The organism is Alsobacter sp. R-9 (assembly GCF_054612375.1).
In genome coordinates this window covers 75,330-97,742 of sequence record NZ_JBTSWJ010000015.1, presented here as the reverse complement: position 1 = coordinate 97,742, position 22,413 = coordinate 75,330, and the positions used below count along the sequence as shown (strand labels likewise).

Here is a 22,413-nt window from a genome sequence, read left to right as displayed (position 1 = left end):
CCGTCGCAGGCCCACGAGGCCCGGTCGCCCCGGCCCCGCGGGGACCCGGCCCGGCCGCCGCAGCGCTTCATCCAGCGTCGTTCATCCCTACCGGAGGGGAGACCCATGGCCATCGCTCACACGTCCCGCCGCGCCGTCCTCGCGCTCGCCGCCACCGCCATGGGCCTCGCGCTCGGCGCGGCCTCGGCGCAGGCCCAGACCCTCACGGTCTGGAGCGGCTATCCCGAGATGGTGCCGTTCTACCAGAAGGTGGGCGAGAGCCTGAAAGGCAAGTACCCGAACCTGCAGGTGAAGGTGGAGGCGATCCCGCTGCGCGAGCACGAGAAGCGGCTCGCGCTCGCCCTGCCCTCCAACTCCGCGGCCGACGTGATCGAACTCGCGAACTCGACCGCGCAACGCTACATCGAGGCCTCGCTTCTGAAGCCGGCGCCGGCCGACGTGGGCCAGTTCGTCGGAAACACGACCTACTACGACGCCTTCATCCAGAAGACGGCGAGCGTCGGCGGCAAGGTCTACGGCATGCCGCTGTTCCGCGGCCAGGGCGCTCTCTTCTACAACACCGAGATGTTCGCGAAGGCGGGCCTCGCCGAGCCGCCGAAGACGCTCGCGGACTACACAGAGTACGCGAAGAAGCTGACGCAGCGCAACGCGCAGGGCGTGGCCACCGTCAGCGGCTGGAGCATGCGCCTCTCGGGCGGCGGAGCGGGCATCGCCGAGAAGTTCTGGATCAACCTGTTCCAGAACGGCGGCAACCTCATCGAGGAGCAGGCCGACGGCAAGTGGCTGACGACCTACGCCACCGAGGCCGGCCGCAAGACGCTGCGCCAGTACATCGACAACGTCCACGTCCACAAGGTCGTGACGCCGGAAATGCCGGCGGATGCCGACGCCTTCGAGCGCGAGCAGACGGCGATGTTCATCCGCGAGTCGTGGGTGATCGGCGACATCGCGCAGAAGGCGCCGAACCTGAAGTACGCCACGGCGCTGCTGCCGCGCGGCACCATCGTCGCGCCGGTGTTCATCTACACGCCGAACGAGGGCGAGAAGGCGCGCGTGGCCTGGGACTTCGCGCTCGCCGCCAACAGCCCCGAGAACGCCGTGTGGCTGCTCGACAACGTCGGCTGGCTGCCGAACCGCAAGGACGTGGACTACGCCCCGGTCGTTGCCCGCAAGCCTGCCTTCAAGGCCTTCGTCAGCTACCCGAAGGACTACGCGTTCTTCACGCTGCCGGCGATCGCCCCGGTCGAGGAGATCCTGTCGCGCCTCGCCGCCCGGCTGGTGAAGGCGTTCGGCGACCCGTCGCTCGCCGGCAACGACGCCGCCATCGACGCGGTTCTGAAGGACGCGGCGGCGGAGACCGACACGATCCTGCGCCGCGCCGGCCTTCTGGCGTCCAAGTGACCTTCGAGCGGGGAGGCGGCAACGCCTCCCCGTCCGGCCGCGGATTCCCCCGATGATCGCTCGCGCGCGCTGGACCTTCATTGTCGCCGCGCTGCTTCCCACCCTCGCCATCTATGCGTGGGTGCGCCTCTATCCCATCGGGGACGTGCTGTTCCTCAGCCTCCACGAGTGGAACCTGATCTCGAAGGTCAGGCCCTTCGTCGGGCTGGAGAACTTCGTCGAGCTCTCCACCGATCCCCTCTTCCTCGAGGCGCTGCGCAACACCACCATCATCGCCTTCGGCGTTCTGGCGCTGACGATCCCGCTGGCGATGGTGCTGGCGGCCCTGATCCACGCGCGGACCTCGTCGCGCCTCTCGGCCTTCTACGAGACGTCGATCTTCCTGCCCCACGTCGTGTCGCTGGTGCCGGCGGCGATGGCCTGGAAATGGATCTTCGACGCGCGCCTCGGTCCCCTCAACGCGGTGCTGTCGGTGTTCGGCGTCGCGCCGAAGGCATGGCTGTTCGATCCCGTCCTCTCGGTCGTCTCCATCATCGTGCTGTGCGCCTGGCAGACGCTGGGCTACGCGGTGCTGATCTTCCTCGTCGGCATCAAGAACCTGCCGGTGTCGCTTTACGAGGCGGCGAAGCTCGACGGCGCCGGGCCGGTGCAGAGTTTCCTCTACGTCACGGTCCCGCTGCTCAAGCCGATCACGCTCTACGTCTCGGTGGTGACTCTCGTCGCCGGCTTCAACGTGTACGGGCAGGCCTTCGTGCTCGCATCCGACGCGCAGGGCGCGCCGGGGCATCTGGTGCGGGTGCTCGTCCTCGACATGCTGGAGAACGGCTTCCGCAACTACCGCGTGGGCTACGCGGCGGCGGAGGCGGTGGTGCTGCTGCTCGTCGTGCTGGCGCTCACCGGCATCCAGTTCGGCCTGCTGCGCGAGCGGGGGCGGGCATGAGCGGCGCGCTGTCACCGCGGACGCGCGAGCGGATCACCGCGCGCCTCATCGATGCAGTGCTGATCCTGTTCTGCCTCGCGATGCTGCTGCCGCTGGTGCTGCTGGTCTCGAACGCGTTCAAGACGCCGCCCGACATCCTGCGCTGGCCGCCGGCCATCCTGCCGCGCGACCCGACGCTCTCCAACCTGACGGCGGTGCTCGCCGATACGCCGCTGCTGCGCTGGATGTGGAACAGCCTCCTGTTCGCCACGCTGTCGACGGCGGCGATCATGGTGACCTCGGCGATCACCGGCTACGTGCTGGCGAAGTTCCGCTCACGGCCGCTCGACGTGATCTTCGCCATCATCCTCTCGACGGCGATCGTGCCGTTCGAGGTCTACATGATCCCGCTCTTCTTCAACGTGCAGAAGATGGGCCTGCTGAACAGCACGGCTGGGTTGCTGGTCGGCTACCTCGTGATGAGCTTCGGCATCTTCCTCATCCGCCAGAACGTCATCGCCTCGATCCCCGACGAACTCCTCGAGGCGGCGCGCGTCGACGGGGCGGGGGAGTGGTGGATCTTCCTGCGGGTGGTCGTGCCGCTGCTGCGCGGTCCGCTGGGCGCGCTCGGCGTGCTGGCCTTCTTCCAGGCGTGGACGGCCTTCACGTGGCCGCTGATCGTCGCGACGACGAAGGAGAGCTACACCGTCGAGGTGGGCCTCGCCCTGTTCCAGACCGGCTTCACCGTCGACCTCGGCCGCCTCAGCGCGGCCGCGACGGTGGTGCTGGTGCCGACCATCATCGTGTTCTCGCTGCTGCGACGGAACTTCGTGCAGGGCGTCGCCAGCAGCGGGCTGAAGGACTGAGCGGATGGAGACGGCGGACTTTCTCGCGGCGGCTCGCGCCCGCTACGTCGCGGCGAACGCTGCGGCCCTGCGCTGGATGCTCGACCGTCCCCGCCGGCACGGCGCCTTCGTCGACACCAAGATGAACGCGGTCACCCTGCGCGACTACGGGCCGGGGGACGGATGGCGCGGACCGGACGTCACCTTCGGCTGGATCCAGGGCCGGGCGCTGGAGGCCATCGCCACGCATGCCGCGTTCTTCGAGTCCACGGACCCCGCTCTCGCGCGGCGGCTTGACGAGGCCGGGCGCGCCCTCTACGCGGGACTGAAAGACCTCCATTCCCGGCACGGGCACGGCTACTTCGCCTACGACGCCGACCTCAAGCCGGTGTGGCCGGACGCGGATGGCGTCCTGCACCCGCAGGCGGATGCAGGCGACCTGTTCACCTTCTCCGACACGTTCGTCCGGAAGGGCCTCGTGGCGGCCGCCGCTCGCTACGCCCCGGCGGAAGCGGCCGCCCACGTGGAACGGCTGCTGGAGGTGGTGCGGGCGATCGAGGACGGGCGCTTTGTCTCCGACGAGCGGCAGCGGCTCGACGACGCGGCCGGCGGCTCGATCCGCGACGAGTACGGCCCCCGGATGATCCTGCTCGGCGCCGCGGCGATGCTCCGGCACTGCGGGTTCGCCGAGGCGGCGGCATTCGGGCGGCGGTTCATCGACCACGTGCTGGCGCGCCATCGCACGACCGGCGGCACGCTCGCCGACGTGCCGGGCGAGGACGGCTGCAATCCGGGCCACGCGATCGAGTTCGCCGGCTTCGGCCTGGAATGGCTGGAGGGACAGGACGACGACGCCACCGTCAGGGCGCTCGGCGACGTCCTCGCCGCCACCGCCCGCATCGGCTTCCACGGCCCCGGCATCGCGTTGAAGGTGTCGCTGGCCAGCGGCCGGCCCACGTCGCCGAACTGCCCGTGGTGGTCGCTGCCGGAAACGATCCGCGCGGCGGCGCTCCTCCACGCGCGGACGCGGGATGCCGCGGCGCTCGCGCTGTGGCGCCGCGCCGACGAGGCCTTCTTCACCCGCTACTGGCGGGTGGATCCGCCCGTCGCATTCCAGACGCTGACGGCGGACGGGCCGATCGACGTCGTGCCGGCAACCCCCGACCTCGATCCCGGCTACCATACGGGCTTGAGCCTGCTGGCTGCGCTGCGCGTCGCGGGGGATGCGGCCTGAGCCGCGGGCTTTACCCGCGCCGGCGAACCGGACCATCATCCGCCCCCGAGGATCAGGAGACAGGCGCTTGCAGACCGTCGAGATCGCACCCGGCTACCGGGTGTCCCGCATCGTCAAGGGCAACTGGCAGCTGGCGGAGCGTCACGGGCCGGCCGTGGCGCAGGAGCAGGCCGTGGAGGACATGCGCCACTTCGCCGAGGCCGGCGTCACGGCGTTCGACTGCGCCGACCACTACATCGGCGTCGAGGAGACCATCGGCGCATTCCGCCGCCGGCACCCCGCTCTGGCGGCCGGGGTCAAGATCCACACCAAGATCGTCCCGGACCGGGACGCGCTGCCCACGCTCAAGCGGCCGGAGGTCGAGGCGCTGGTCGACCGGTCGCTGTCGCGGCTCGGCGTGGAGCGGCTCGACATGGTCCAGTTCCACTGGTGGGACTATGCCGTGCCCGGGGCCGTCGACGCGCTCTCATGGCTCGCGGACATGAAGCGGGCCGGCAAGATCGACCTGATCGGCGCGACGAACTTCGACACGGCCCACCTGAAGGCCTTCATCGAGGCCGGCATTCCCCTCGTCTCGAACCAGTTGCAGTACTCGGTCCTCGACCGTCGTCCCCAGCACGGGCTCGCCGCCTATGCGGCGGCGAACGGCATCGCGCTGCAGTGCTACGGCGCGGTCGCCGGCGGCTTCCTCTCGGCGCGGTGGCTGGGCGCGGCCGATCCTGAGCCGCCCTTCGCCAACCGCTCGCTGGTGAAGTACCGGCTGATCATCGACGAGTTCGGCGGCTGGGAGCGGTTCCAGGCCCTGCTGCGCGCGCTGGACGGCGTCGGCCGGCGCCACGGTGTCAGCCTGTCGGCGGTGGCGACACGATGGGTGCTGGATCGGCCCGGCGTCGCGACGGCCATCGTCGGTGCCCGCACGGCGGAACACCTGGCCGACATCGTGGCGGTGGACGCGCTGCGGCTCACGGCGCAGGACGAGGCCGAGATCGCTGCCGCCATAGCAGGCGCGCCGGGTCCCGCGGGGGACTGCTACGCACTGGAGCGGGAGCCGGGCGGCCGGCACGCGACGATCATGTGGACCAACCAGAACAAGGGCGGCGCCGGCGCCCGTTAGGCGCGCCGCCTCCACCGGACGTCCGGCCAGGGGCATGGTTCGATCGTCCCGGCGGGCGGGGGACATCGGTCCCATTGCGTCGGGACCGTCAACCTTCTGTAAACTCTGCCGCGTCGTCGTCCCCCGCGGCCCATCATGTCCAACACGACCATCGTCTCGCTGGTGCTCGCCCTGCTCGTCGTCGACGTGGCGGCCGTGCTGGGCATGCTGCCGGCCGGGCTCGCCATCGGCGCAGGCGTCGCTGGTTCGGGCGTGGCCCTGTCGGCGGCCCGCCGCAGCCGTCCGAACCGCGACCGCTGAGTGGGCCCGGGCGCTGCATTGGCGCGTCTTTCGACGGCGACCTCAACCGGACCTTAGGGGATGCGGGGCTAGAGCGAAGCCCTGACACCGGGGGCGCGAATGTCCATCACCGAACTTGCCGAACGCCGGCGCCTGGAGGCGCTGAGGGACCTGGGAGTGGTTCCCTTCCTTCCCGACGCCGTCTTCGACCACGTGGCCGAGGTGGCACGCTCGCATTTCGACGTCCCCGTCGCGCTCGTCACGATCCTCACGCGGGACGACCAGATCTTTGCCGGCCGGCAGGGGCTCGCGATGCAGGGCACGCCGCGCGAGATCGCCTTCTGCGACCATACGATCCGCTCGGACGACGTGATGGTGGTCCATGACGCGCTCGAGGACCCCCGCTTCCGGGGCAATCCGCTCGTCCTCGGCGAGCCTCACATCCGCTTCTACGCCGGAGCACCCCTCGTGCTCGGCGACGGCGTGCGGGTCGGTTCCCTGTGCATCATCGACCGCAAGCCGCGCGGGATGACGTTGTCCGAGACGCTGGTGCTGAAGAACATCGCGCATATCGCGCTGAACGAACTGAAGCAGTTCGGGGCGCGCGCGCCCAAACTGGCGCGCGGGGCCTGATCGGCCTCGCCGGCGGCGGGATGGCGGTCCCGACAGGACTCGAACCTGTGACCTTCGGTTTAGGAAACCGCTGCTCTATCCTGCTGAGCTACGGAACCGCGCAGGCGATCCACTAGCACAGTCGTCCGCGATTTGCAGCCACTCGCACGGGTCGCCGTCGGCGCCCGGCTCCGCAACTCCCGGTGCGTGGACGGTCGTCGCGGGGCCCGCGACCATGGCGGCCGGTGAACGTCCGCGGCCTCCTCATCGTCCTTGCCCTGGTGTCCCACGCGGCCGCGGCGGCGCCGGCCGCGACCGTCGAGGCCACCCCGTGCATACCGGGCGCGCGGCCGGCGGGGGATGTCTTTTCGGTCGGCGACGGCGAGTGGCTGGTGGGGGGCAACCCCGCGGTCCTCGCGGGCGTGGCATGGCCGGCCGGCCGGCCGGACGACGCGGCGGAACGGGCGGCGGCAGCGTGGCTGTCGGAGGGGCCCGTCTCGGCCGTGTCGCTCGGACCCCCGGACCGCTGGGGTCGAACGGCGATGGTGCTGATGCGCAGCGCCACGCCGCTCCAGGCTCACCTCATTGCCGAGGGCCATGCCGTGCTGCGGCCGGACGGATTGCCGTCGCGCTGCGTGCGCGAGTGGCTGGCGGCCGAGGCATCCTCCCGCCGCGCCGCACGGGGCATCTGGGGGCGCGGCTGGATGCTCGCGGCCGACCGGCCGGGCGAGATCGCCGCCGCGGACGGCCATTATCGGGTGGTGGAGGGGCGGATATCCCGACTCCGGGCCGGGCGGGCCGTCGTCTACCTCAATTTTGGCACGATGTCGGGCGAAAGCCTGACCGTTACCCTTTCGAAACGGTCCTTGCGGAGATTCGAGGCATCGGGCATGACGATGGCCGCGATGGAGGGACGGCGGGTCCGCGTGCGCGGCGTCGTCGTTGGCGGAGCGGGGCGGCCCCGGATCGAGGTCACCGTTCCGGAGGCGATGGAGCGCCTCGAGTAGGATCGCCCGAGTGGTGTTTGGACGTGGTGACTTGGCGGTGATGCGGACGGGACAGGGGCGCCGGCTCGTGCTTGCCGTTGCGCTCGCCCTGCTGCTCGCCGGCTGCGCAGCCGAGCGGCTCGGCCTGCCCACCTCCGCCGGTCCGGCCGTTCCGGCCGCGGCGCCTCGTGTCACCGGGCTCGACAGCCCTGCCCAGCGCGAGCACAAGAAGCTCGTCGGGATGTTCGGCGGCGAGTACCGCTCGCCCCAGGCCGAGCGCATGCTCAACGACGTCATGGGACGCGTGGCGAAGGCAGGCGGCACCCCGGATCCCAAGGTCACGATCCTCAATTCGCCCGTCGTCAACGCCTTCGCGCTGCCCAACGGCAACGTCTACGTGACGCGCGGCCTGCTGGCGCTGGCCAACGACACGTCCGAGATCGCCGCCGTCATGGCGCACGAGGTTGCGCACGTCACCGCCAACCACGCGTACCAGCGGGCCGAACTGGAACGTCGCTCCCAGCTCGTCAGCCGGGTGGTGTCCGAGGTGCTGGAAGACCCCGTCGCAGGCGAGGTCGTGCAGGCACGCTCGCGCTTCTCGATCGCCAGCTTCTCCCGCTCGCAGGAACTCGAGGCGGACCAGATCGGCGTTCAGACCATCGCCAAGGCGGGCTTCGATCCCTACGGTGCGGCGCGCTTCCTCGCCTCGCTCGGCCGGCAGACGGCCATGCGGGCGACGATGATGGGCGAGAAGTCCGGCCAGCAGGGCATGAACTTCCTCTCGACCCATCCCTCGACGCCCGAGCGTGTCGCGCTGGCGCTGGGTGCCGCCCGCTCGATCTCCGGGCCCGGCATCGGCGAGAACGACCGGAAGACCTATCTCTCCGCCATCGACGGCATCACCTTCGGCGACGATCCGGCGGAAGGGATGGTGCGCGCCAACCGGTTCCTGCACCCGCAGCTGGGCTTCACCTTCGCGGCCCCGCCCGGATTCGTTCTGGAGAACTCCGCGGTGGCGGTGGCGGGCGTCGGGGCCGGCGGGTCGCAGGCCATGCGCTTCGACAGCGTCAAGCTGCCGGCGGGGCAGACGCTGGCGGCCTATCTCGAGTCGGGGTGGATCGAAGGCGCCACCGTCGGGCCGATCGAGGAGATCATGGTCAGCGGCCTGCCGGGCGTCTCGGCCACGGCGCGGGGGGAGGAGTGGAGCTTCCGGATGGCGGCCATCCAGTCCGGTAACGGCGTCTACCGCTTCATCCTCGCGGCCCGCGCCATCACGCCGGACATCGACCGGGCCTTCCGGCAGACCATCGACAGTTTCCGCCCGATGACGACGTCCGAGATCGCCGCGGTCCGCCCGCTCCGCCTGGCGCTCGTCGTGGCAAAGCCCGGGGACACGGCGGAGAGCATCGCGGCACGGATGGGCGGGCTCGACCGACCCGTCGAGCGCTTCATGGTGCTGAACGGCCTCGATCGGGGCGGCGCGCTGAAACCGGGGCAGACCTACAAGATCGTCGTCGAGTAGGCCGCGCTCACACCATCGCCGCGGCAGCGTCGGGGTGACGCTCGAGGAGGGCGCGGCGCAGCTTCTCCATCGCGCGGCTCTCGATCTGGCGCACGCGCTCCTTCGAGATGCCGAGCCTGTCGCCGAGGGCCTCCAGCGTGGCCGCCTCCTCGCTCAGCCGGCGGGCGTGGAGGATGTTGAGCTCGCGGTCCGACAGCACCGTCAGGGCCGAGCGCAGCCAGCGCACACGGCGTTCGCTGTCGATCGCCTCGCCCACGGTCTCGTCGGGCAGGGGCGCCGTGTCGACGAGGAAGTCCATCCGCTCCGTGGCGCCGTTGGACTCGTCGGTCAGCGGCGCGTTCAGCGACATGTCGCTGCCGGACAGGCGTGCGTCCATGAGCGCCACGTCGGCGCGGGACACGCCCACGGCGTCGGCGATCCCCTGGTGGATGTCCACCGTGTCGTCGCCGGCCGCGGCCTGCGAGAGGCGGGCGCGCAGGCGGCGCAGATTGAAGAAGAGCGCCTTCTGGGCCGAGCTGGTCCCGCCGCGGACGATGGACCAGTTGCGCAGGATGTAGTCCTGGATCGACGCGCGGATCCACCACGTGGCATAGGTGGAGAAGCGCACTTCGCGGTCCGGCTCGAACCGGGCGCCGGCCTCCAGCAGGCCGACATGGCCTTCCTGGATCAGGTCGGCCATCGGCAGGCCGTAATGGCGGAAGCGGGCGGCAATGGCGATCACGAGCCGCATGTGGGCGGCGGCGAGGCGGTGGAGGGCGTCCTCGTCGCCCTCGTCCTTCCAGCGGACGGCAAGCGCATGCTCGTCCTCCCGGGTCAGGAAAGGGGCATCCATGGCCGCCTTCACGAAGGTGCGACGAACGCCTGCGATCTCGCCCATGACCGGGATCTCCCACGCCAATCGGTAGCTTTACGGATGGTTGCCGGTTTCGGATCACCCGGCCGGGCTCGCGCAGTTGTGCTTTGAAGTTCGGGCGACGGGTCCCATGGTTGGGCTGGTGGCCGGCAGAGCCGCCCAAACATCCGCGGGAGAGGACCGAACTTCATGGCGCTCGAACAACGCATCATCGACCTCTATGACGAGTACACGCACAAGCCGCTCGCCCGGCGCGTGTTCCTCGAAAGGCTCGGCCTCATGGCCGGGTCGCCGGCAGCCGCGGCGGCGGCGCTGGCCGTCCTCGAACCGAACTATGCCCATGCGCAGCAGGTTCCCGAGTCCGACGGCCGGATCGTCACGCAGCGGGTGAAGACGCAGGTCAACGGCGTCGACCTCTCCGGCTACCTCGCCAAGCCGAAGTCCGGCGGCAAGACCGGCGCGATCATCGTCATCCACGAGAACCGCGGGCTGAACGCCCATATCGAGGACGTGACGCGGCGCTTCGCGGCGGAAGGGTTTCTGGCGCTCGGCGTCGACTTCCTCACCCCGCTGGGCGGCACGCCGGCCGATGCCGACGCGGCGCGGGACATGTTCGCCAAGCTCGACGGCGAAGCGGTCGTGCGGCAGGCCAAGGCGGCCATGGCGTTCCTGAAGGCCGATCCCATGAGCAACGGCAAGGTCGGCGCCGTCGGCTTCTGCTGGGGCGGCGGCATGGTCAACATCATCGCCACCCGCGAGCCCGAGCTCGGCGCCGGGGTGGTGTTCTACGGCGTCGCGCCGCCCGCCGAGGCCGCGGCCCGCATCAAGGCCCCGCTGATGATGCACTTCGCGAGCCTCGACTCGCGCGTCAACGGCACCTTCCCGCCCTACGAGGCGGCGCTGAAGGCGGCCGGGGTGAAATACCAGGCCTTCATGTACGAGGGCGTGAACCACGCCTTCCACAACGACACCAGCGCCGAGCGCTACAGCAAGGAGGCGGCGCAGCTCGCCTTCCAGCGCACCGTCGCGTTCTTCCGGGAGACGCTGGGCTGAGCCCGGCGCGTTGGACAGCTCCTGTCGCTTCCGCTACACGCGGCGCGACAGGAGCCCCCATGTTCAAGCGCCTCTACGACTGGACCGTCTCCCTCGCCGAAAGCCCGCGTGCGCCGTACGCCCTGGGAGCGGTGTCGTTCGCGGAGAGCTCGTTCTTCCCGATCCCGCCGGACGTGGTGCTCGCGCCCATGTCGCTGGCGCGGCCGGACAGGGCCTGGCACTACGCGGCCATCTGCACCGTCACCTCGGTCGCAGGCGGGATTCTCGGCTATGCCATCGGGGCGCTGCTCTTCGACAGCGTGGGGATGTGGCTGCTGAGGCTCTACGGGCTCGCCGACAAGATCGACTCTGTGAAGGCGTGGTACGCGACCTGGGGCGCCCTCTTCATCCTGGTGAAGGGGCTGACGCCCATCCCCTACAAGGTGGTCACCATCGTCAGCGGGGCGCTGGGCTACAATTTCCCGATGTTCGTGCTGCTGTCGATCGTGACCCGCGGCGCGCGCTTCTTCATCATCGCCGGCATCTTCAACCGCTGGGGAAAGCCGCTGAAGGCGTTCATCGAGCGTCACCTGACGGCGGTCGCGCTGGGCAGCATCGGCGTGATCGTCCTGGGCTTCTGGATCCTCACGAAGATCCTCTGAGGCAGTCATGAGCGAATCCCCCGCGTCCGACCGTTCCGCGTTCGACCGTCTGGTCGACGGCCGGGTCGCCGCCATCGGCATCGCGGCGGTGGCGACCGCCACGATCGGCGGCGCCCTGTTCATCGAGCACGTGCTGGGCGTGAAGCCGTGCGAGCTCTGCCTCACGCAGCGAATCCCCTACTACGCGGGCATCCCGCTGGCGCTCGTGGCGGCGGGCCTTGCATCGCGCCGTCCCCGCGGATTGCTCACCGCGCTCGTGCTCGGGCTGCTGGCGCTGCTTTTCCTCGCCGGCGGCGTGCTCGGCGCCTATCACGCCGGCGTGGAGTGGGGCTTCTGGCCCGGTCCGACGGGCTGCACCGGCGCGATCGCCAAGCCCTCCGGCATGGGGGACTTCCTGCGCCAGCTCGAGACGGTGAAGGTCGTGCGCTGCGACGAGGTGGCCATGCGCATCCTCGGCCTGTCGCTCGCCGCGTGGAACGCGGTCATCGCGACCGGGCTGGCGGGGTGGGCCGCGCTCGGCGCGCTGCGGGCGCGGGGCTGACGCGCCGGCTGCGGCTTCCTGCGCCGCCTCCCCGGCGCTACTCTCGCGGCGCCCTATCCGGAGTGCCAGCGCCGTGTCCGCCATCCTGTCCCTGTCCGCCACCGAGTTGTCCGAGCGCTACCGCACGCGCGATCTCACGCCCCTCCACGTCATGGAGGCGGTCGTCGCGCAGGCCCGGCAGCGGGAGCCGGTGCTCGCTGCGCTCTACGCCTTCGATCCGGAGGGGGCGCTGAGGGACGCAGAGGCGTCGGCCCGGCGCTGGGCGGAGGGTCGCCCGCTCGGGCTGCTCGACGGCGTGCCCGTGACGATCAAGGACAACATCGCCACGAAGGGCGTGCCGGTCCCGCTCGGGACCGCGGCCACCGGGCTGTCACCGGCGGCGGCGGACGCGCCGCCGGCGGCACGCCTGCGCGAGGCGGGGGCGGTGATCTTCGCCAAGACGACCATGCCCGACTACGGGATGCTGACGTCGGGCCTGTCGAGCTTCCACCCGCTGACCCGCAACCCGTGGCACCTCGACCGCAATCCGGGCGGCTCCAGCGCGGGGGCGGCGGCGGCCGGGGCGGCGGGCTACGGGCCGCTGCACCTCGGCACCGACATCGGCGGGTCCGTGCGCCTGCCCGCCAGCTTCTGCGGGCTCGTCGGCCTGAAGCCCAGCCACGGCCGCGTGCCGATCGATCCCGCCTATCTGGGGCGGATCGCCGGGCCCCTGACCCGCACGGTCGCCGACACCGCGCTGATGATGACGGTGCTGTCGCAGCCCGACTGGCGCGACGCCACCGCGCTGCCGCCGCAGGACCTGCCGTGGCTCGACCTCGCGGGGTCCGCGCGGGGGCTGCGCATCGGCCTGATGACCGAGGCGGCGGGGATGGAGGTCCAGCCGGACGTCCTCGCCGCGCTTCACGAGGCGGCGGCGCTGTTCCGTGACGCCGGGGCGACGGTCGTGCCCCTCCCGGCCATCCTGACGCGGGCGATGCTCGACGGACTCGACGACTTCTGGCGGGTCCGGGCGTGGGACGATGTCTCGCGCCTGACGCCCGAGCGGCGCCAGCAGATCCTGCCCTACATCCGGGAGTGGGCCGAGTCCGGCGAGCGCCGGTCCGGCCTCGACGTGCTGCGCGGCTACAACCAGACGGTGGCCATGCGCAACGCGGCGGCGCGGCTGTTCCACGAGGTCGATGTCGTGCTGTCGCCGACGGCGCCCTGCGTGGCCTTCGCAGCGGAATGGGCCTCGCCGCTGCACGATCCGGAGAAGCCCTTCGAGCACATCGGCTTCACCGTGCCGTGGAACATGGCCGAGAACCCTGCCGTGTCGGTCAACTGGAACTATGACCGCGACGGACTGCCCGTCGGGGTGCAGATCGTCGGGCGTCGCTTCGACGATGTCGGCGTGCTGCGGCTCGCACGGCTGGTCGAGGAGGGGAGGCCGCCGCAGCGGCCATGGCCGATCACGGCCTGACGCGGCTCAGGGCTCGAGCTCGGTGTCCCAGTAGAGGTAGTCGAGCCAGCTGTCGTGCAGGTAGTTCGGCGGGAAGAGCCGGCCGTTCTGGTGCAGGTCGTGCACGCTCGGCGCGAAGGGCATCTGGTGGGGGACCATCCCGACGTCGCGGGGCATGCGGTCGCCCTTGCGAAGGTTGCAGGGGGAGCAGGCGGCGACGACGTTGTCCCAGGTGGTCTGGCCGCCGCGGCTGCGCGGGATCACGTGGTCGAAGGTGAGGTCGTCGCGCGAGCCGCAGTACTGGCAGGTGAAGCGGTCGCGCAGGAAGACGTTGAACCGCGTGAAGGCGGGCTGGCGAGAAGGCTTGACGTAGGTCTTGAGCGAAACGACGGAGGGGAGGCGGACTTCGAAGTTCGGACTTCGGACCGTCCGGTCATAGAACGAGACGATGTTCACCCTGTCGAGGAAGACCGCCTTGATTGCGTCCTGCCAGCCCCAGAGCGACAGGGGGTAGTAGCTCAACGGGCGATAGTCCGCGTTGAGCACGAGTGCCGGACAGGCCTCCGGCGACACGGGCTGGTGAACGTGTATCGTCACCGACACCGGCTCCCTTGACCGCGACAGGGCGAACCCGCCCTGTTTCATAGTCTATAGGGTTCGTGACGCCGATGTGAAGCGCCCGGACGGCGCGGAAACGACGCAGCCGGCTCAGGCGCGGCGGTCGACGACCTGCCCCGTCCCCGGTGACGGGGGCGGGCCGGCAGAGTCGGCCAGCAGGGCGATCAGCGCCTGCTGCGCCTCCATCTCCTTGCGGATCATGGCGATGCCGACCTGCTCCTGCGTCATCTGCTGGCGCTGGGCGATGAGCGAGGCGGCGATGTCCGTGCTGGAACCGATAGTCGACATGAGCCGACCCTATCGACCAAAGGTTGAGGGAGCCTTGTCGGAGTCCCCGACCCTCAACGGGTCGGGACGGGCTTCTCGCCGCGGTAGTCGTAGAATCCGCGCTTCGTCTTGCGGCCGAGCCAGCCGGCCTCGACGTATTTCACGAGCAGCGGGCAGGGCCGGTACTTGCTGTCGGCCAGGCCCTCGTGCAGCACCTGCATGACCGACAGGCAGGTGTCGAGGCCGATGAAGTCGGCGAGCTGGAGCGGGCCCATCGGGTGGTTGGCGCCGAGCCGCATCGCTGTGTCGATGGCGTCGACCGAACCCACGCCCTCGTAGAGCGTGTAGATCGCCTCGTTGATCATCGGCAGCAGGATGCGGTTGACGATGAAGGCCGGGAAATCCTCCGCGACCGTTACCGTCTTGCCGAGCGAATCGATGAAGGCCTTCGCCGCCTCGAACGTCGGATCCTCGGTCGCGATGCCGCGGATCAGCTCGACGAGCTGCATGCGCGGCACCGGATTCATGAAGTGGATGCCAATGAATCGCTCCGGCCGGTCGGTGACGGAGGCAAGGCGCGTGATCGAGATCGACGACGTGTTCGACGCGACCATCGCGTCCGGCTTCAGGACCGGGCAGAGCATGGTGAAGATCTTGCGCTTCACCTCCTCGTTCTCGGTCGCGGCCTCGATGACGAGGTCGCAGGTGCCGAGGTCCTCGTAGGAGGGCGCGGCGCTGATGCGCGCCAGCGCCTCGCGGCGGGCCACCTCGTCGATCGTGCCCTTCTGCACCAGCTTGGCGATGTTGCCGTTGATGGTGGCGAGGCCGGCGTGGATGCGATCCTCGCTGATGTCGTTCAGCGACACGTCATAGCCGCCCTGCGCGCAGACCTGGGCGATGCCGTTGCCCATCTGTCCTGCGCCGATGATGCCTATGCGTCGGATTGAGATCGACATTGTTCCTGCCTGGCGCTCGCGTCGAACGGTTGGATCGTTCCATCTTTAGCCCCCGCGCCGCGCCGGCGCGAGGGGACTTTCGCCCCATGTCAGCCTTTGGCCGACATCGGGGCCTCCCGTGTCAGCCCTTCGCCAGTTCCTTGTCGAGTTCCGGCAGGATCTGGAAGAGGTCGCCCACGAGGCCGTAGTCGGCAACCTGGAAGATCGGTGCCTCCTCGTCCTTGTTGATGGCGACGATGACCTTCGAGTCCTTCATGCCGGCGAGGTGCTGGATCGCGCCCGAGATGCCGACGGCGATGTAGAGATCCGGCGCCACGACCTTGCCGGTCTGGCCGACCTGCCAGTCGTTCGGAGCGTAGCCGGCGTCCACCGCGGCGCGCGAGGCGCCCATGGCGGCGCCGAGCTTGTCGGCCACAGGCTCGATGTAGGTCTTGAAGTTCTCGGCGTTCTGCATGGCGCGGCCGCCCGAGATGATGATCTTGGCCGACGTCAGCTCCGGCCGGTCCGACTTCGACAACGCCTCGCCCTTGAAGCTCGACAGCGCCGGGTCAGCGGCGGCGGCAATGGGCTCGACCGGGGCGGACGCGCCGGCGCCGCTCGCCTGGAACGACGCGGTGCGGACCGTGATCACCTTCTTCGCGTCGGTGGCCTGCACGGTCTGGATGGCGTTGCCGGCGTAGATCGGCCGCTCGAACGTGTCGGGCGACACCACCTTGGTGATGTCCGACACCTGCATCACGTCGAGGAGGGCGGCGACGCGCGGGGCGACGTTCTTGCCGGTCGAGGTCGAGGCCGCGACGATGGCGTCGTAGGGGCCGGCGAGGGACACGACCAGCGCGGCCAGCGGCTCGGCGAGGCCATGGGCGTAGGCCGGGGCATCGGCGAGGAACACCTTCTCCACGCCCTCGAGCTTCGCGGCAGCGTCGGCGGCAGCCTGTGCGCCCGAGCCCGCGACCAGCACGTGCACCGGCCCGCCGAGGGCACGCGCGGCGGTCAGCGCCTTGGCGGTGACGTCCTTGAGGGACGCGTTGTCGTGGTCGGCGATCAGCAGCGCGGGCATCACAGCACTCCGGCTTCGTTCTTCAGCTTGCCAACGAGCTCGGCGACCGAGCCCACCTTCACGCCCGCCTTGCGGCCGGCCGGCTCGGCGGTCTTGAGCACCTTGAGCCGCGGCGACACGTCGACGCCGTAGTCCGCGGGCGTCTTCTCGTCGATCGGCTTCTTCTTGGCCTTCATGATGTTGGGCAGCGAGGCGTAGCGCGGCTCGTTCAGGCGCAGGTCCGTCGTGACGATGGCGGGCAGCTTCAGCTCCACCGTCTGCAGGCCGCCGTCGATCTCGCGGGTCACCGTCGCGGTGTCGCCCAGCTCGACCTTGGAGGCGAAGGTGCCCTGCGGCCAGCCGAGCAGCGCGGCGAGCATCTGCCCGGTCTGGTTGCAGTCATCGTCGATGGCCTGCTTGCCGAGGATCACGAGCCCCGGCTGCTCGGCCTCGACCACGCCCTTGAGAATCTTGGCGACGGCGAGCGGTTCGACGACGCCGTCGGTCTTCACCAGCACGCCGCGGTCGGCGCCCATCGCGAGCGCGGTGCGGATGGTCTCGGCCGCCTGCGCCGGCCCGATGGACACGGCGACGATCTCGGTGGCCTTGCCGGCTTCCTTGAGGCGGATCGCCTCCTCCACCGCGATCTCGTCGAACGGGTTCATCGACATCTTCACGTTGGCGAGCTCGACGCCCGACCCGTCCGCCTTCACGCGGATCTTCACGTTGTAGTCGACCACCCGCTTCACCGGGACGAGGATCTTCATCGGCTCACCTCCACGACGGAGCGGCCGCTCCGTCCACTGTCATCGCCTGGCCTGCCGCTCAGCGACGGGGCGTCGCACTTTCGGCTCCTGGCGGGCGGCCGCTGGTCTCGATGCGACCGGCGGGCGCGTCCCCTGCGACGGCGACTGATCGCGGGGGACCGTAATCGTGGCCCGGAAGCCTTGTCAACGCGCCGAAAAGGGGATGTCAGCCCCGCGCGGGACCCCAGGGCGAGGCCGGCCTGCGCAGGACGAGGACGAGCAGCGCGCCGGCGACGAAGCCGCCGACATGGGCCCACCACGCCGTCGACGGCTCGTCGCCCGCCGCCACGTGGTAGACCTGCACGGCAAACCAGAGCCCGAGCGCCCAGGCCGCCCGAATGCGCAGGGGGATGACGTTCAGCACCAGCCCCCAGACATGGGCGTGGGGGTGCAGGACGAGGTAGGCGCCGACCACGCCGGCCACCGCGCCCGACGCGCCGATGAGCGGCTGCTCCGAACCGGGTGCCATCGCGGCGTGGACAAGCCCCGCCACCACGCCGCAGGTCACGTAGAAGACGACGAACCGGACGTGGCCCATCGAGTCCTCGACATTGTCGCCGAAGACCTGCAGGAACAGCATGTTGCCCAGCAGGTGCAGGAAGCCGCCGTGCAGCAGCAGGCTGGTCACGAGCGTCAGCCAGGGCGGCAGCAGGTCGTAGCCGGCCGGCAGCACCGCATGGCCGAACAGGACGGCGGGAATCACCCCGCCGATGACGGCGGCGGTCTCGATCCCGCCCGGCACGATGCCGCTGGCCGTGATCGCCCACACCAGCACCGTGACGCCGAGGATCACCCGCGTCACGTGAGGCGCCGCGAGGCTGCGCAGCGGGACCTGGTCCCTCAGCGGGATGAACACGGGCGACGCGACCTCAGCGGTTCTGGCCGGGCACCCACAGCACGTCGCCCTCGCCGCGGGCGTTGACGTAGCGGGAGGCGACGAACAGGAAGTCGGAGAGCCGGTTGATGTAGCGCAGCGCGGGTTCGCCCACCGTCTCGCCCGGCCGTCCCGCCAGCTCGACCATCAGCCGCTCGGCCCGCCGCGACACGGTCCGCGAGAGGTGCAGCGCGGCGGCCGCGGCGCTTCCGCCGGGAAGGACGAAGGAGCGCAGGGGCTTCAGTTCCGCGTTCAACTCGTCGATCTCACGCTCGAGCCGCTCGACCTGCGTGTCGACGATCCTCAGCGGCTCCCATTCGAGCTTGGTCCCGTCGTCGGGAGTGCAGAGATCAGCACCGAGGTCGAAGAGGTCGTTCTGGATGCGCGCGAGCATGGCATCGACAACGGGATGCTCGCCGGCCGTGTGCAGGCGGGCGAGCCCCAGCGTGGCATTCGTTTCGTCGACCGTGCCGTAGGCCTCGATGCGCAGGTCGAACTTGGGCCGGCGCTCGCCGGTGCCAAGCGCCGTGGTGCCGCCGTCGCCGGTGCGGGTGTAGATGCGGTTCAGAACGACCATTCTGCGAGTCTCCGATTGGACTCGCACTTATAGGGCGTCAGCTCAGAAGCTGTAGCCCAGTCGAAGCCCGGCGTTGGTGAGACCCCGGTTCTGGGAGCACGTCCCGGCATTGGAGAGATGCTCCACCGTCGCCATGACGCTCAGCTTTTCCGTGAACCGGTAGCCGATCGACGCCGACTCGCGGAAGAGCGGCGAGCAGCCCAGGGCATTCCAGTCCGGATAGATGACGTCCCCGGTCTTGCCGTTGTGGACGGCGCCCCCGAGCGAGGCCTCGACGAAGAACCCGGCCACGACGTCCACCGTCCATGTGAAGCCGGCATAGGCGCTGCTGGTCTTTCCGGCGGTGTTCACGGTGGCGCCCGCATGGAGACGCGGCGCGAGGGCGTTGAAGCTGGGGTTCGGCAGCGAGAAGAGGCGCGGGGTCAGCACTTCCCCGTTGATGTCGACGCTGCCCGACTCGGGTGACCAGGGATCGTGCGCGAAGACGCCCAGCCGCACCTCGTAGCTCGGCCAAGCAGCCGGAGCCGCCACGGGGCTCGGGGGAGCGGGCGGCGCGCTGCGGGACGGAAGGTCCGCTGCGCTGGCCGCGGAGGCCGCGCCGGCGAGGATCAGGGCAGGCAACAAACGGAAGTGTCGGAAAGCCATGCGGCCGGCCATGAATCGATTCGCGATGCTGCAGGTTGCGCCCACGATCCTTGCATCCGGCCCCTTGTGTTTCTACGTCGCAGTTTCGCTTTTTAGGCCAGTGTGGCTCAACCGCCACGCATCCAGATGGCGGCCAGCACGATCAGGATGGCGAGGAACTGAAGACCGACGCGCCACCGCATCAGGCGCTGCGAGGTGTTGGCGCTGCCGCCCCGCATCATGTTCACGAGGCCGAGCAGCAGCACGACGGTGACCGCCGCCAGGGCGAACGGCACGACGCTTTCGAAGGACAGTGACAAGGTTCACTCCGGGACTGGCAGACCCTCCCCTTCATCCCGGCGGGCCCGCCCTCTCCTTATCAGGCGCGGCGGCGCGTGCCAGCGCCGGTCGCCTCGTCAGTTCGCCGGGAGCAGGCGCTGGAGGTAGTCGAGTTCCTCCTGCGGGCGGGCCGGATCGCCGAGGCGCCGCCTCAGCTCCTCGGTGACCTCGCGCGCACGCTGCTCCAGCGTGCCGCCCTTGCCGGCGCGGCGGAACTTCGACCGGTCGCCGGCCTCGGTGCTGGGCGTCGGGCGGCCGAGCGGATCGTCGTTGGGCTCCGACGACTGGGCGCGTCGGTTGGGAGAGCCGGGCTGGCCCGGGCCGTCCTCCTCGCCCGCCATCTCCTGACCCTCGCCCTGCTGCATCTGCTGCATCTGCTGGGCGAGGCCCTGGGCGCCACGGCGAAGACCGTCGAGCGCACGGCCCTGAGCATCGACGGCCTGGCCGTCTTGGCCCTCGCCGAGGGCGCCCTCGGCCTGGCGCATGGCGTCCTCGGCGTCGTCGAGGCCCTGCTCGCCGCTCATGCCGTTCTGCTGCATCCGCCGCTTGAGCTCCTCGAGCTGGCGGCGGAGGGCCTGCTGGCGCTGGCCCAGCCCCTCCATTCCCTCCTGGTCGCCCTGGCCCATCTCGCCGTCGCCGTTCTCGCCCTGCTGGCCCTGTTGACCCTGCTGGCCACGCTGACCGCGCTGGCCTTGCTGTCCGCGCTGTCCCTGCTGCTGGCGCTGGCCCTGCTGCATGCCCTGCTGGCCCTGTTGACCCTGCTGACCCTGGCGGGTCTGGTCGCGACGGCGCTGGCCTTCGTTGAAGGTCTTGTCGCGCAGCTGCTGCTGGTCGCGGGTCATGCGGTCGAGCTCGTCGAGGCTCTTGTCCATCTCCCGCATGGCCTGGTTGCGCTGACCCTGCATCGGACGGGCGGTGCGCAGGTTCTCCATCATCCGCTTGAGTTCATTGAGCATCCGCTGCGCGTCGGCCATCTGGCCGTTGCGCATCATCTGCTCCATGCGGTCCATCATGCGGTTGAGGTCCTGCTGCGTGATCACCCGCTGATTGCGATCCATCTGGTCGCTCTGCTGCGGGTTGTCGCGCTGCTCGCGCATCATCCGCTCGGCGAACTCGCGCAGGAAGCGGTCCATCGCCTGCCGCAGTTCCTGCATGAGGCGCTGGATCTCCTGCTCGGAGGCGCCGCGGTCCATCGCCTGCTGCAGGTTCTCCTGCGCCGCCCGAAGCGCCTTCTCGGCATCCGAGAGGTCGCCCTCCTCGATCTGCAGCGCCATCTCCCAGAGGAAGTCGGCGACGCCGATCAGGTCTGCGTCCGTCCGCGCCGTCCGCAGGCGGGTCGTGGCGGTGCGCAGGCCGAGGTGGACCGAAGCGTCCGGCGTGAAGCGGTCGGGCGCGATCTGCAGGGCCAGGAGTGCCTGCATGATGCGGCTGCGGCTCGCGGGATCGAGGATCAGGTCGCGCCGCTGCTCGACGAGTGCCTTGGCAAGGGGCTTCGAGAACGGGCGCTGCGGGAGGGTCACGTTGAAGGTGACGCTTTCGCCCTGCTGGTCGAGTTCGTCCTTGGCCACGAGCGTCAGCTCGACGCGGGCCCCGGCCCACGGGTGGGCCGAGAGGTCGGTGGTGGTGCGCGCCTCGCCGTCGCGGTTGTCGCCGCCGGGCAGGGTCAGCGGAACGGTCGGCGCGGGGACGAGCGGCGGCCGCTTGGTCTCCATCGGCTTTCCGCCCCGCAGCGGGCGGCCGAAGCGGGCTTCGGCCGAGACCACCCCGTAGTCGTCCTTGATCTCGTAGGACAGCGCCAGCGTCCCGCCCTCGCCGGGCGTGGCCTCGCCGATCGGCTGGATCTGCGGGGGACGGTCGACGATGGCGGTGATCGTGATCGAGCCGAGCGTCTCCGAGCCCCGCTTCACGGTGACGGCGCCGTCGCCCTTGATCTCCCAGCGCTTCTCGAGGCCCGCGACGCGGGGCTGGCCCGGAGCCGTCGGCTGCCTCGACTGAACCGCCGCCTGCTGCACCTTCGGCGCTGCGGCTTCCGCGGGCCTCGCCAAAGCGGGGTCCTCCTTCGCGGCCACGCCGCCGGTGACCGCAATGTCCACGCCGTCCGACTCCGAGGCGCGGACGACGAGGGTCGAGCCTGCGGGCACCTTCACCGCCATCGAGGCGGACTGCCCCGCCCTGGGCCTCAGGTCGAGCAGGACGGGAGGCGTCTGGGTGTAGGCGGGCGGATCGATCCAGCCGTCGATGCGGAAGGCTGCCACCTCGGGGGGCGGGCCTTTCCAGTCGAAGGCAGAGGCGAGCCGGATGTTGCGCTCCGGGCCCGCCACGAAGAACGCCGCGACGAGCGCCAGCGCCACCGCGAATCGGACCGCGACGGGGTCGCGCTCGCTGAGCCGCGGCGACGGCGGGGCGACCTTGAGCCGGGCCGCCTGTTCCAGCACGCGGGCACGGTGTGCCTCCCACAGCGCGCGGGTGCCAGGATCGGCGGTGTTGATGGCGTTCTCGTCCGCGATCGCGGTCGCGGGCCGGTGGGCGATCGCACTGTCGCGGTCGAGCCGGCCGAGGATCTCCCGCCATGTCGGCCGCGGCACCAGGACCGCGGCGACGAGGGTTCCGGCAAACAGCAGGCCGAAGGCGGCGACACCGGCGATCCGGGCCCAGGTCGGCACGGCAAGCCAAAGGCCGAGCCACGAGACGATGAGGAAGAGGGCACCGACGACCAGCGTGATCGTGAGGCGGGGCCAGAGCCGTTCCCAGAGCAGCCCGGCCGCGGCGCGGCGGCCCAGGGACGTGATCGTCTCCATGGCGCTGCGGGCGCGGTCGTTGGCGGAAACCGGTCCAGGCACGTCGTCGCTCATCGCGGCATCCTTCGGCGTCCCAA

24 protein-coding genes and 1 tRNA gene are annotated in these 22,413 nt (G+C 70.4%); 13 read left to right on the top strand and 12 right to left on the bottom strand.

The features are described 5' to 3' along the window. Nucleotides 1–105 precede the first annotated feature (105 nt). The 7 genes from ACX9GQ_RS21090 (at nt 106) to ACX9GQ_RS21060 (ending at nt 6,425) form a co-directional block, all read left to right on the top strand. On the top strand, nt 106–1,401 hold the full coding sequence (locus tag ACX9GQ_RS21090; protein WP_459631566.1) for an extracellular solute-binding protein: 1,296 nt from the start codon (nt 106–108) through the stop codon (nt 1,399–1,401). Between the two features lie 52 nt (nt 1,402–1,453). Further along, a complete protein-coding gene (locus ACX9GQ_RS21085; RefSeq protein ID WP_459631565.1) occupies nt 1,454–2,341 on the top strand; it encodes a carbohydrate ABC transporter permease in 888 nt (295 codons plus the stop codon). After that, entirely contained in the window at nt 2,338–3,186 is an 849-nt protein-coding gene (locus ACX9GQ_RS21080) for a carbohydrate ABC transporter permease (protein ID WP_459631564.1), read from the top strand. Before ACX9GQ_RS21085 ends, ACX9GQ_RS21080 begins: the two co-directional genes overlap by 4 nt. A 4-nt stretch (nt 3,187–3,190) precedes the next feature. Then, nucleotides 3,191–4,399, top strand: a complete 1,209-nt coding sequence (locus ACX9GQ_RS21075) for an AGE family epimerase/isomerase (protein WP_459631563.1) — start codon at nt 3,191–3,193, stop codon at nt 4,397–4,399. Nucleotides 4,400–4,466: 67 nt separating this feature from the next. Then, nucleotides 4,467–5,513 carry an aldo/keto reductase gene (locus tag ACX9GQ_RS21070; protein ID WP_459631562.1) on the top strand — a complete coding sequence of 349 codons (1,047 nt, stop codon included), beginning with the start codon at nt 4,467–4,469 and terminating at the stop codon, nt 5,511–5,513. 135 nt (nt 5,514–5,648) lie between these two features. Beyond that, nucleotides 5,649–5,813, top strand: coding sequence for a hypothetical protein (locus tag ACX9GQ_RS21065; RefSeq protein ID WP_459631561.1), 165 nt, complete (start codon nt 5,649–5,651; stop codon nt 5,811–5,813). Nucleotides 5,814–5,912: 99 nt separating this feature from the next. Further along, on the top strand, nt 5,913–6,425 hold the full coding sequence (locus ACX9GQ_RS21060) for a GAF domain-containing protein (protein WP_459631560.1): 513 nt from the start codon (nt 5,913–5,915) through the stop codon (nt 6,423–6,425). Nucleotides 6,426–6,446: 21 nt separating this feature from the next. Here the strand turns inward: ACX9GQ_RS21060 and ACX9GQ_RS21055 are convergent. Further along, nucleotides 6,447–6,523, bottom strand: a tRNA-Arg gene (locus ACX9GQ_RS21055). Between the two features lie 126 nt (nt 6,524–6,649). Between ACX9GQ_RS21055 and ACX9GQ_RS21050 the strand changes: the two genes are divergently transcribed. Together ACX9GQ_RS21050 and ACX9GQ_RS21045 are read left to right on the top strand one after the other, a co-directional pair. Next, nucleotides 6,650–7,411, top strand: a complete 762-nt coding sequence (locus tag ACX9GQ_RS21050; RefSeq protein ID WP_459631559.1) for a hypothetical protein — start codon at nt 6,650–6,652, stop codon at nt 7,409–7,411. A gap of 40 nt (nt 7,412–7,451) precedes the next feature. Then, on the top strand, nt 7,452–8,912 hold the full coding sequence (locus ACX9GQ_RS21045; RefSeq protein WP_459631601.1) for a M48 family metalloprotease: 1,461 nt from the start codon (nt 7,452–7,454) through the stop codon (nt 8,910–8,912). 7 nt (nt 8,913–8,919) lie between these two features. Here the strand turns inward: ACX9GQ_RS21045 and ACX9GQ_RS21040 are convergent, their stop codons facing one another. Further along, complete coding sequence (locus ACX9GQ_RS21040; protein WP_459631558.1) at nt 8,920–9,789, bottom strand: RNA polymerase factor sigma-32; 870 nt, start codon at nt 9,787–9,789, stop codon at nt 8,920–8,922. Between the two features lie 165 nt (nt 9,790–9,954). On the opposite strand from ACX9GQ_RS21040, the gene ACX9GQ_RS21035 reads away from it, so the two are divergent. The 4 genes from ACX9GQ_RS21035 (at nt 9,955) to ACX9GQ_RS21020 (ending at nt 13,459) form a co-directional block, all read left to right on the top strand. After that, nucleotides 9,955–10,818: a dienelactone hydrolase family protein gene (locus ACX9GQ_RS21035; RefSeq protein WP_459631557.1), complete on the top strand. Its 864-nt coding sequence runs from the start codon at nt 9,955–9,957 to the stop codon at nt 10,816–10,818. Nucleotides 10,819–10,877: 59 nt separating this feature from the next. After that, nucleotides 10,878–11,459, top strand: a complete 582-nt coding sequence (locus ACX9GQ_RS21030) for a YqaA family protein (protein WP_459631556.1) — start codon at nt 10,878–10,880, stop codon at nt 11,457–11,459. A 7-nt stretch (nt 11,460–11,466) separates the two neighbouring features. Further along, nucleotides 11,467–12,000: a disulfide bond formation protein B gene (locus ACX9GQ_RS21025; RefSeq protein ID WP_459631555.1), complete on the top strand. Its 534-nt coding sequence runs from the start codon at nt 11,467–11,469 to the stop codon at nt 11,998–12,000. 73 nt (nt 12,001–12,073) lie between these two features. After that, complete coding sequence (locus tag ACX9GQ_RS21020; RefSeq protein ID WP_459631554.1) at nt 12,074–13,459, top strand: amidase; 1,386 nt, start codon at nt 12,074–12,076, stop codon at nt 13,457–13,459. Nucleotides 13,460–13,465: 6 nt separating this feature from the next. On the opposite strand, the gene ACX9GQ_RS21015 is transcribed toward ACX9GQ_RS21020, so the two are convergent. The 10 genes from ACX9GQ_RS21015 to ACX9GQ_RS20970 all read right to left on the bottom strand — a co-directional run bounded on the left by ACX9GQ_RS21015 (nt 13,466) and on the right by ACX9GQ_RS20970 (nt 22,390). Beyond that, the gene (locus tag ACX9GQ_RS21015) at nt 13,466–14,035 is read right to left on the bottom strand and encodes an HNH endonuclease (protein ID WP_459631553.1); all 570 of its coding nucleotides are present in this window, start codon (nt 14,033–14,035) and stop codon (nt 13,466–13,468) included. A 111-nt stretch (nt 14,036–14,146) separates the two neighbouring features. Further along, nucleotides 14,147–14,344 carry a putative motility protein gene (locus ACX9GQ_RS21010; RefSeq protein WP_459631552.1) on the bottom strand — a complete coding sequence of 66 codons (198 nt, stop codon included), beginning with the start codon at nt 14,342–14,344 and terminating at the stop codon, nt 14,147–14,149. Between the two features lie 53 nt (nt 14,345–14,397). Then, complete coding sequence (locus ACX9GQ_RS21005; RefSeq protein WP_459631551.1) at nt 14,398–15,279, bottom strand: 3-hydroxybutyryl-CoA dehydrogenase; 882 nt, start codon at nt 15,277–15,279, stop codon at nt 14,398–14,400. Nucleotides 15,280–15,400: 121 nt separating this feature from the next. Next, entirely contained in the window at nt 15,401–16,339 is a 939-nt protein-coding gene (locus tag ACX9GQ_RS21000; RefSeq protein WP_459631550.1) for an electron transfer flavoprotein subunit alpha/FixB family protein, read from the bottom strand. Next, the gene (locus ACX9GQ_RS20995; protein ID WP_459631549.1) at nt 16,339–17,085 is read right to left on the bottom strand and encodes an electron transfer flavoprotein subunit beta/FixA family protein; all 747 of its coding nucleotides are present in this window, start codon (nt 17,083–17,085) and stop codon (nt 16,339–16,341) included. The genes ACX9GQ_RS21000 and ACX9GQ_RS20995 overlap by 1 nt, the downstream gene beginning before the upstream one ends. Nucleotides 17,086–17,290: 205 nt before the next feature. After that, nucleotides 17,291–17,980, bottom strand: a complete 690-nt coding sequence (locus ACX9GQ_RS20990) for a rhomboid family intramembrane serine protease (RefSeq protein WP_459631548.1) — start codon at nt 17,978–17,980, stop codon at nt 17,291–17,293. A 13-nt stretch (nt 17,981–17,993) separates the two neighbouring features. Further along, on the bottom strand, nt 17,994–18,575 hold the full coding sequence (locus ACX9GQ_RS20985) for a cob(I)yrinic acid a,c-diamide adenosyltransferase (RefSeq protein ID WP_459631547.1): 582 nt from the start codon (nt 18,573–18,575) through the stop codon (nt 17,994–17,996). Nucleotides 18,576–18,617: 42 nt separating this feature from the next. Then, nucleotides 18,618–19,196, bottom strand: a complete 579-nt coding sequence (locus ACX9GQ_RS20980) for an acyloxyacyl hydrolase (protein WP_459631546.1) — start codon at nt 19,194–19,196, stop codon at nt 18,618–18,620. A gap of 131 nt (nt 19,197–19,327) precedes the next feature. Then, a complete protein-coding gene (locus ACX9GQ_RS20975; protein ID WP_459631545.1) occupies nt 19,328–19,519 on the bottom strand; it encodes a twin transmembrane helix small protein in 192 nt (63 codons plus the stop codon). Nucleotides 19,520–19,615: 96 nt separating this feature from the next. After that, nucleotides 19,616–22,390 carry a TIGR02302 family protein gene (locus ACX9GQ_RS20970; RefSeq protein ID WP_459631544.1) on the bottom strand — a complete coding sequence of 925 codons (2,775 nt, stop codon included), beginning with the start codon at nt 22,388–22,390 and terminating at the stop codon, nt 19,616–19,618. Nucleotides 22,391–22,413: the final 23 nt, after the last annotated feature.

Coding starts and splice junctions, on each gene's coding strand:
- ACX9GQ_RS21090 (WP_459631566.1), top strand. CDS start 106: ATGGCCATCGCTCACACGTCCCGCCGCGCCGTCCTCGCGCTCGCCGCC.
- ACX9GQ_RS21085 (WP_459631565.1), top strand. CDS start 1,454: ATGATCGCTCGCGCGCGCTGGACCTTCATTGTCGCCGCGCTGCTTCCC.
- ACX9GQ_RS21080 (WP_459631564.1), top strand. CDS start 2,338: ATGAGCGGCGCGCTGTCACCGCGGACGCGCGAGCGGATCACCGCGCGC.
- ACX9GQ_RS21075 (WP_459631563.1), top strand. CDS start 3,191: ATGGAGACGGCGGACTTTCTCGCGGCGGCTCGCGCCCGCTACGTCGCG.
- ACX9GQ_RS21065 (WP_459631561.1), top strand. CDS start 5,649: ATGTCCAACACGACCATCGTCTCGCTGGTGCTCGCCCTGCTCGTCGTC.
- ACX9GQ_RS21060 (WP_459631560.1), top strand. CDS start 5,913: ATGTCCATCACCGAACTTGCCGAACGCCGGCGCCTGGAGGCGCTGAGG.
- ACX9GQ_RS21045 (WP_459631601.1), top strand. CDS start 7,452: ATGCGGACGGGACAGGGGCGCCGGCTCGTGCTTGCCGTTGCGCTCGCC.
- ACX9GQ_RS21040 (WP_459631558.1), bottom strand. CDS start 9,789: ATGGGCGAGATCGCAGGCGTTCGTCGCACCTTCGTGAAGGCGGCCATG.
- ACX9GQ_RS21035 (WP_459631557.1), top strand. CDS start 9,955: ATGGCGCTCGAACAACGCATCATCGACCTCTATGACGAGTACACGCAC.
- ACX9GQ_RS21030 (WP_459631556.1), top strand. CDS start 10,878: ATGTTCAAGCGCCTCTACGACTGGACCGTCTCCCTCGCCGAAAGCCCG.
- ACX9GQ_RS21025 (WP_459631555.1), top strand. CDS start 11,467: ATGAGCGAATCCCCCGCGTCCGACCGTTCCGCGTTCGACCGTCTGGTC.
- ACX9GQ_RS21010 (WP_459631552.1), bottom strand. CDS start 14,344: ATGTCGACTATCGGTTCCAGCACGGACATCGCCGCCTCGCTCATCGCC.
- ACX9GQ_RS21005 (WP_459631551.1), bottom strand. CDS start 15,279: ATGTCGATCTCAATCCGACGCATAGGCATCATCGGCGCAGGACAGATG.
- ACX9GQ_RS21000 (WP_459631550.1), bottom strand. CDS start 16,339: ATGCCCGCGCTGCTGATCGCCGACCACGACAACGCGTCCCTCAAGGAC.
- ACX9GQ_RS20995 (WP_459631549.1), bottom strand. CDS start 17,085: ATGAAGATCCTCGTCCCGGTGAAGCGGGTGGTCGACTACAACGTGAAG.
- ACX9GQ_RS20985 (WP_459631547.1), bottom strand. CDS start 18,575: ATGGTCGTTCTGAACCGCATCTACACCCGCACCGGCGACGGCGGCACC.
- ACX9GQ_RS20970 (WP_459631544.1), bottom strand. CDS start 22,390: ATGAGCGACGACGTGCCTGGACCGGTTTCCGCCAACGACCGCGCCCGC.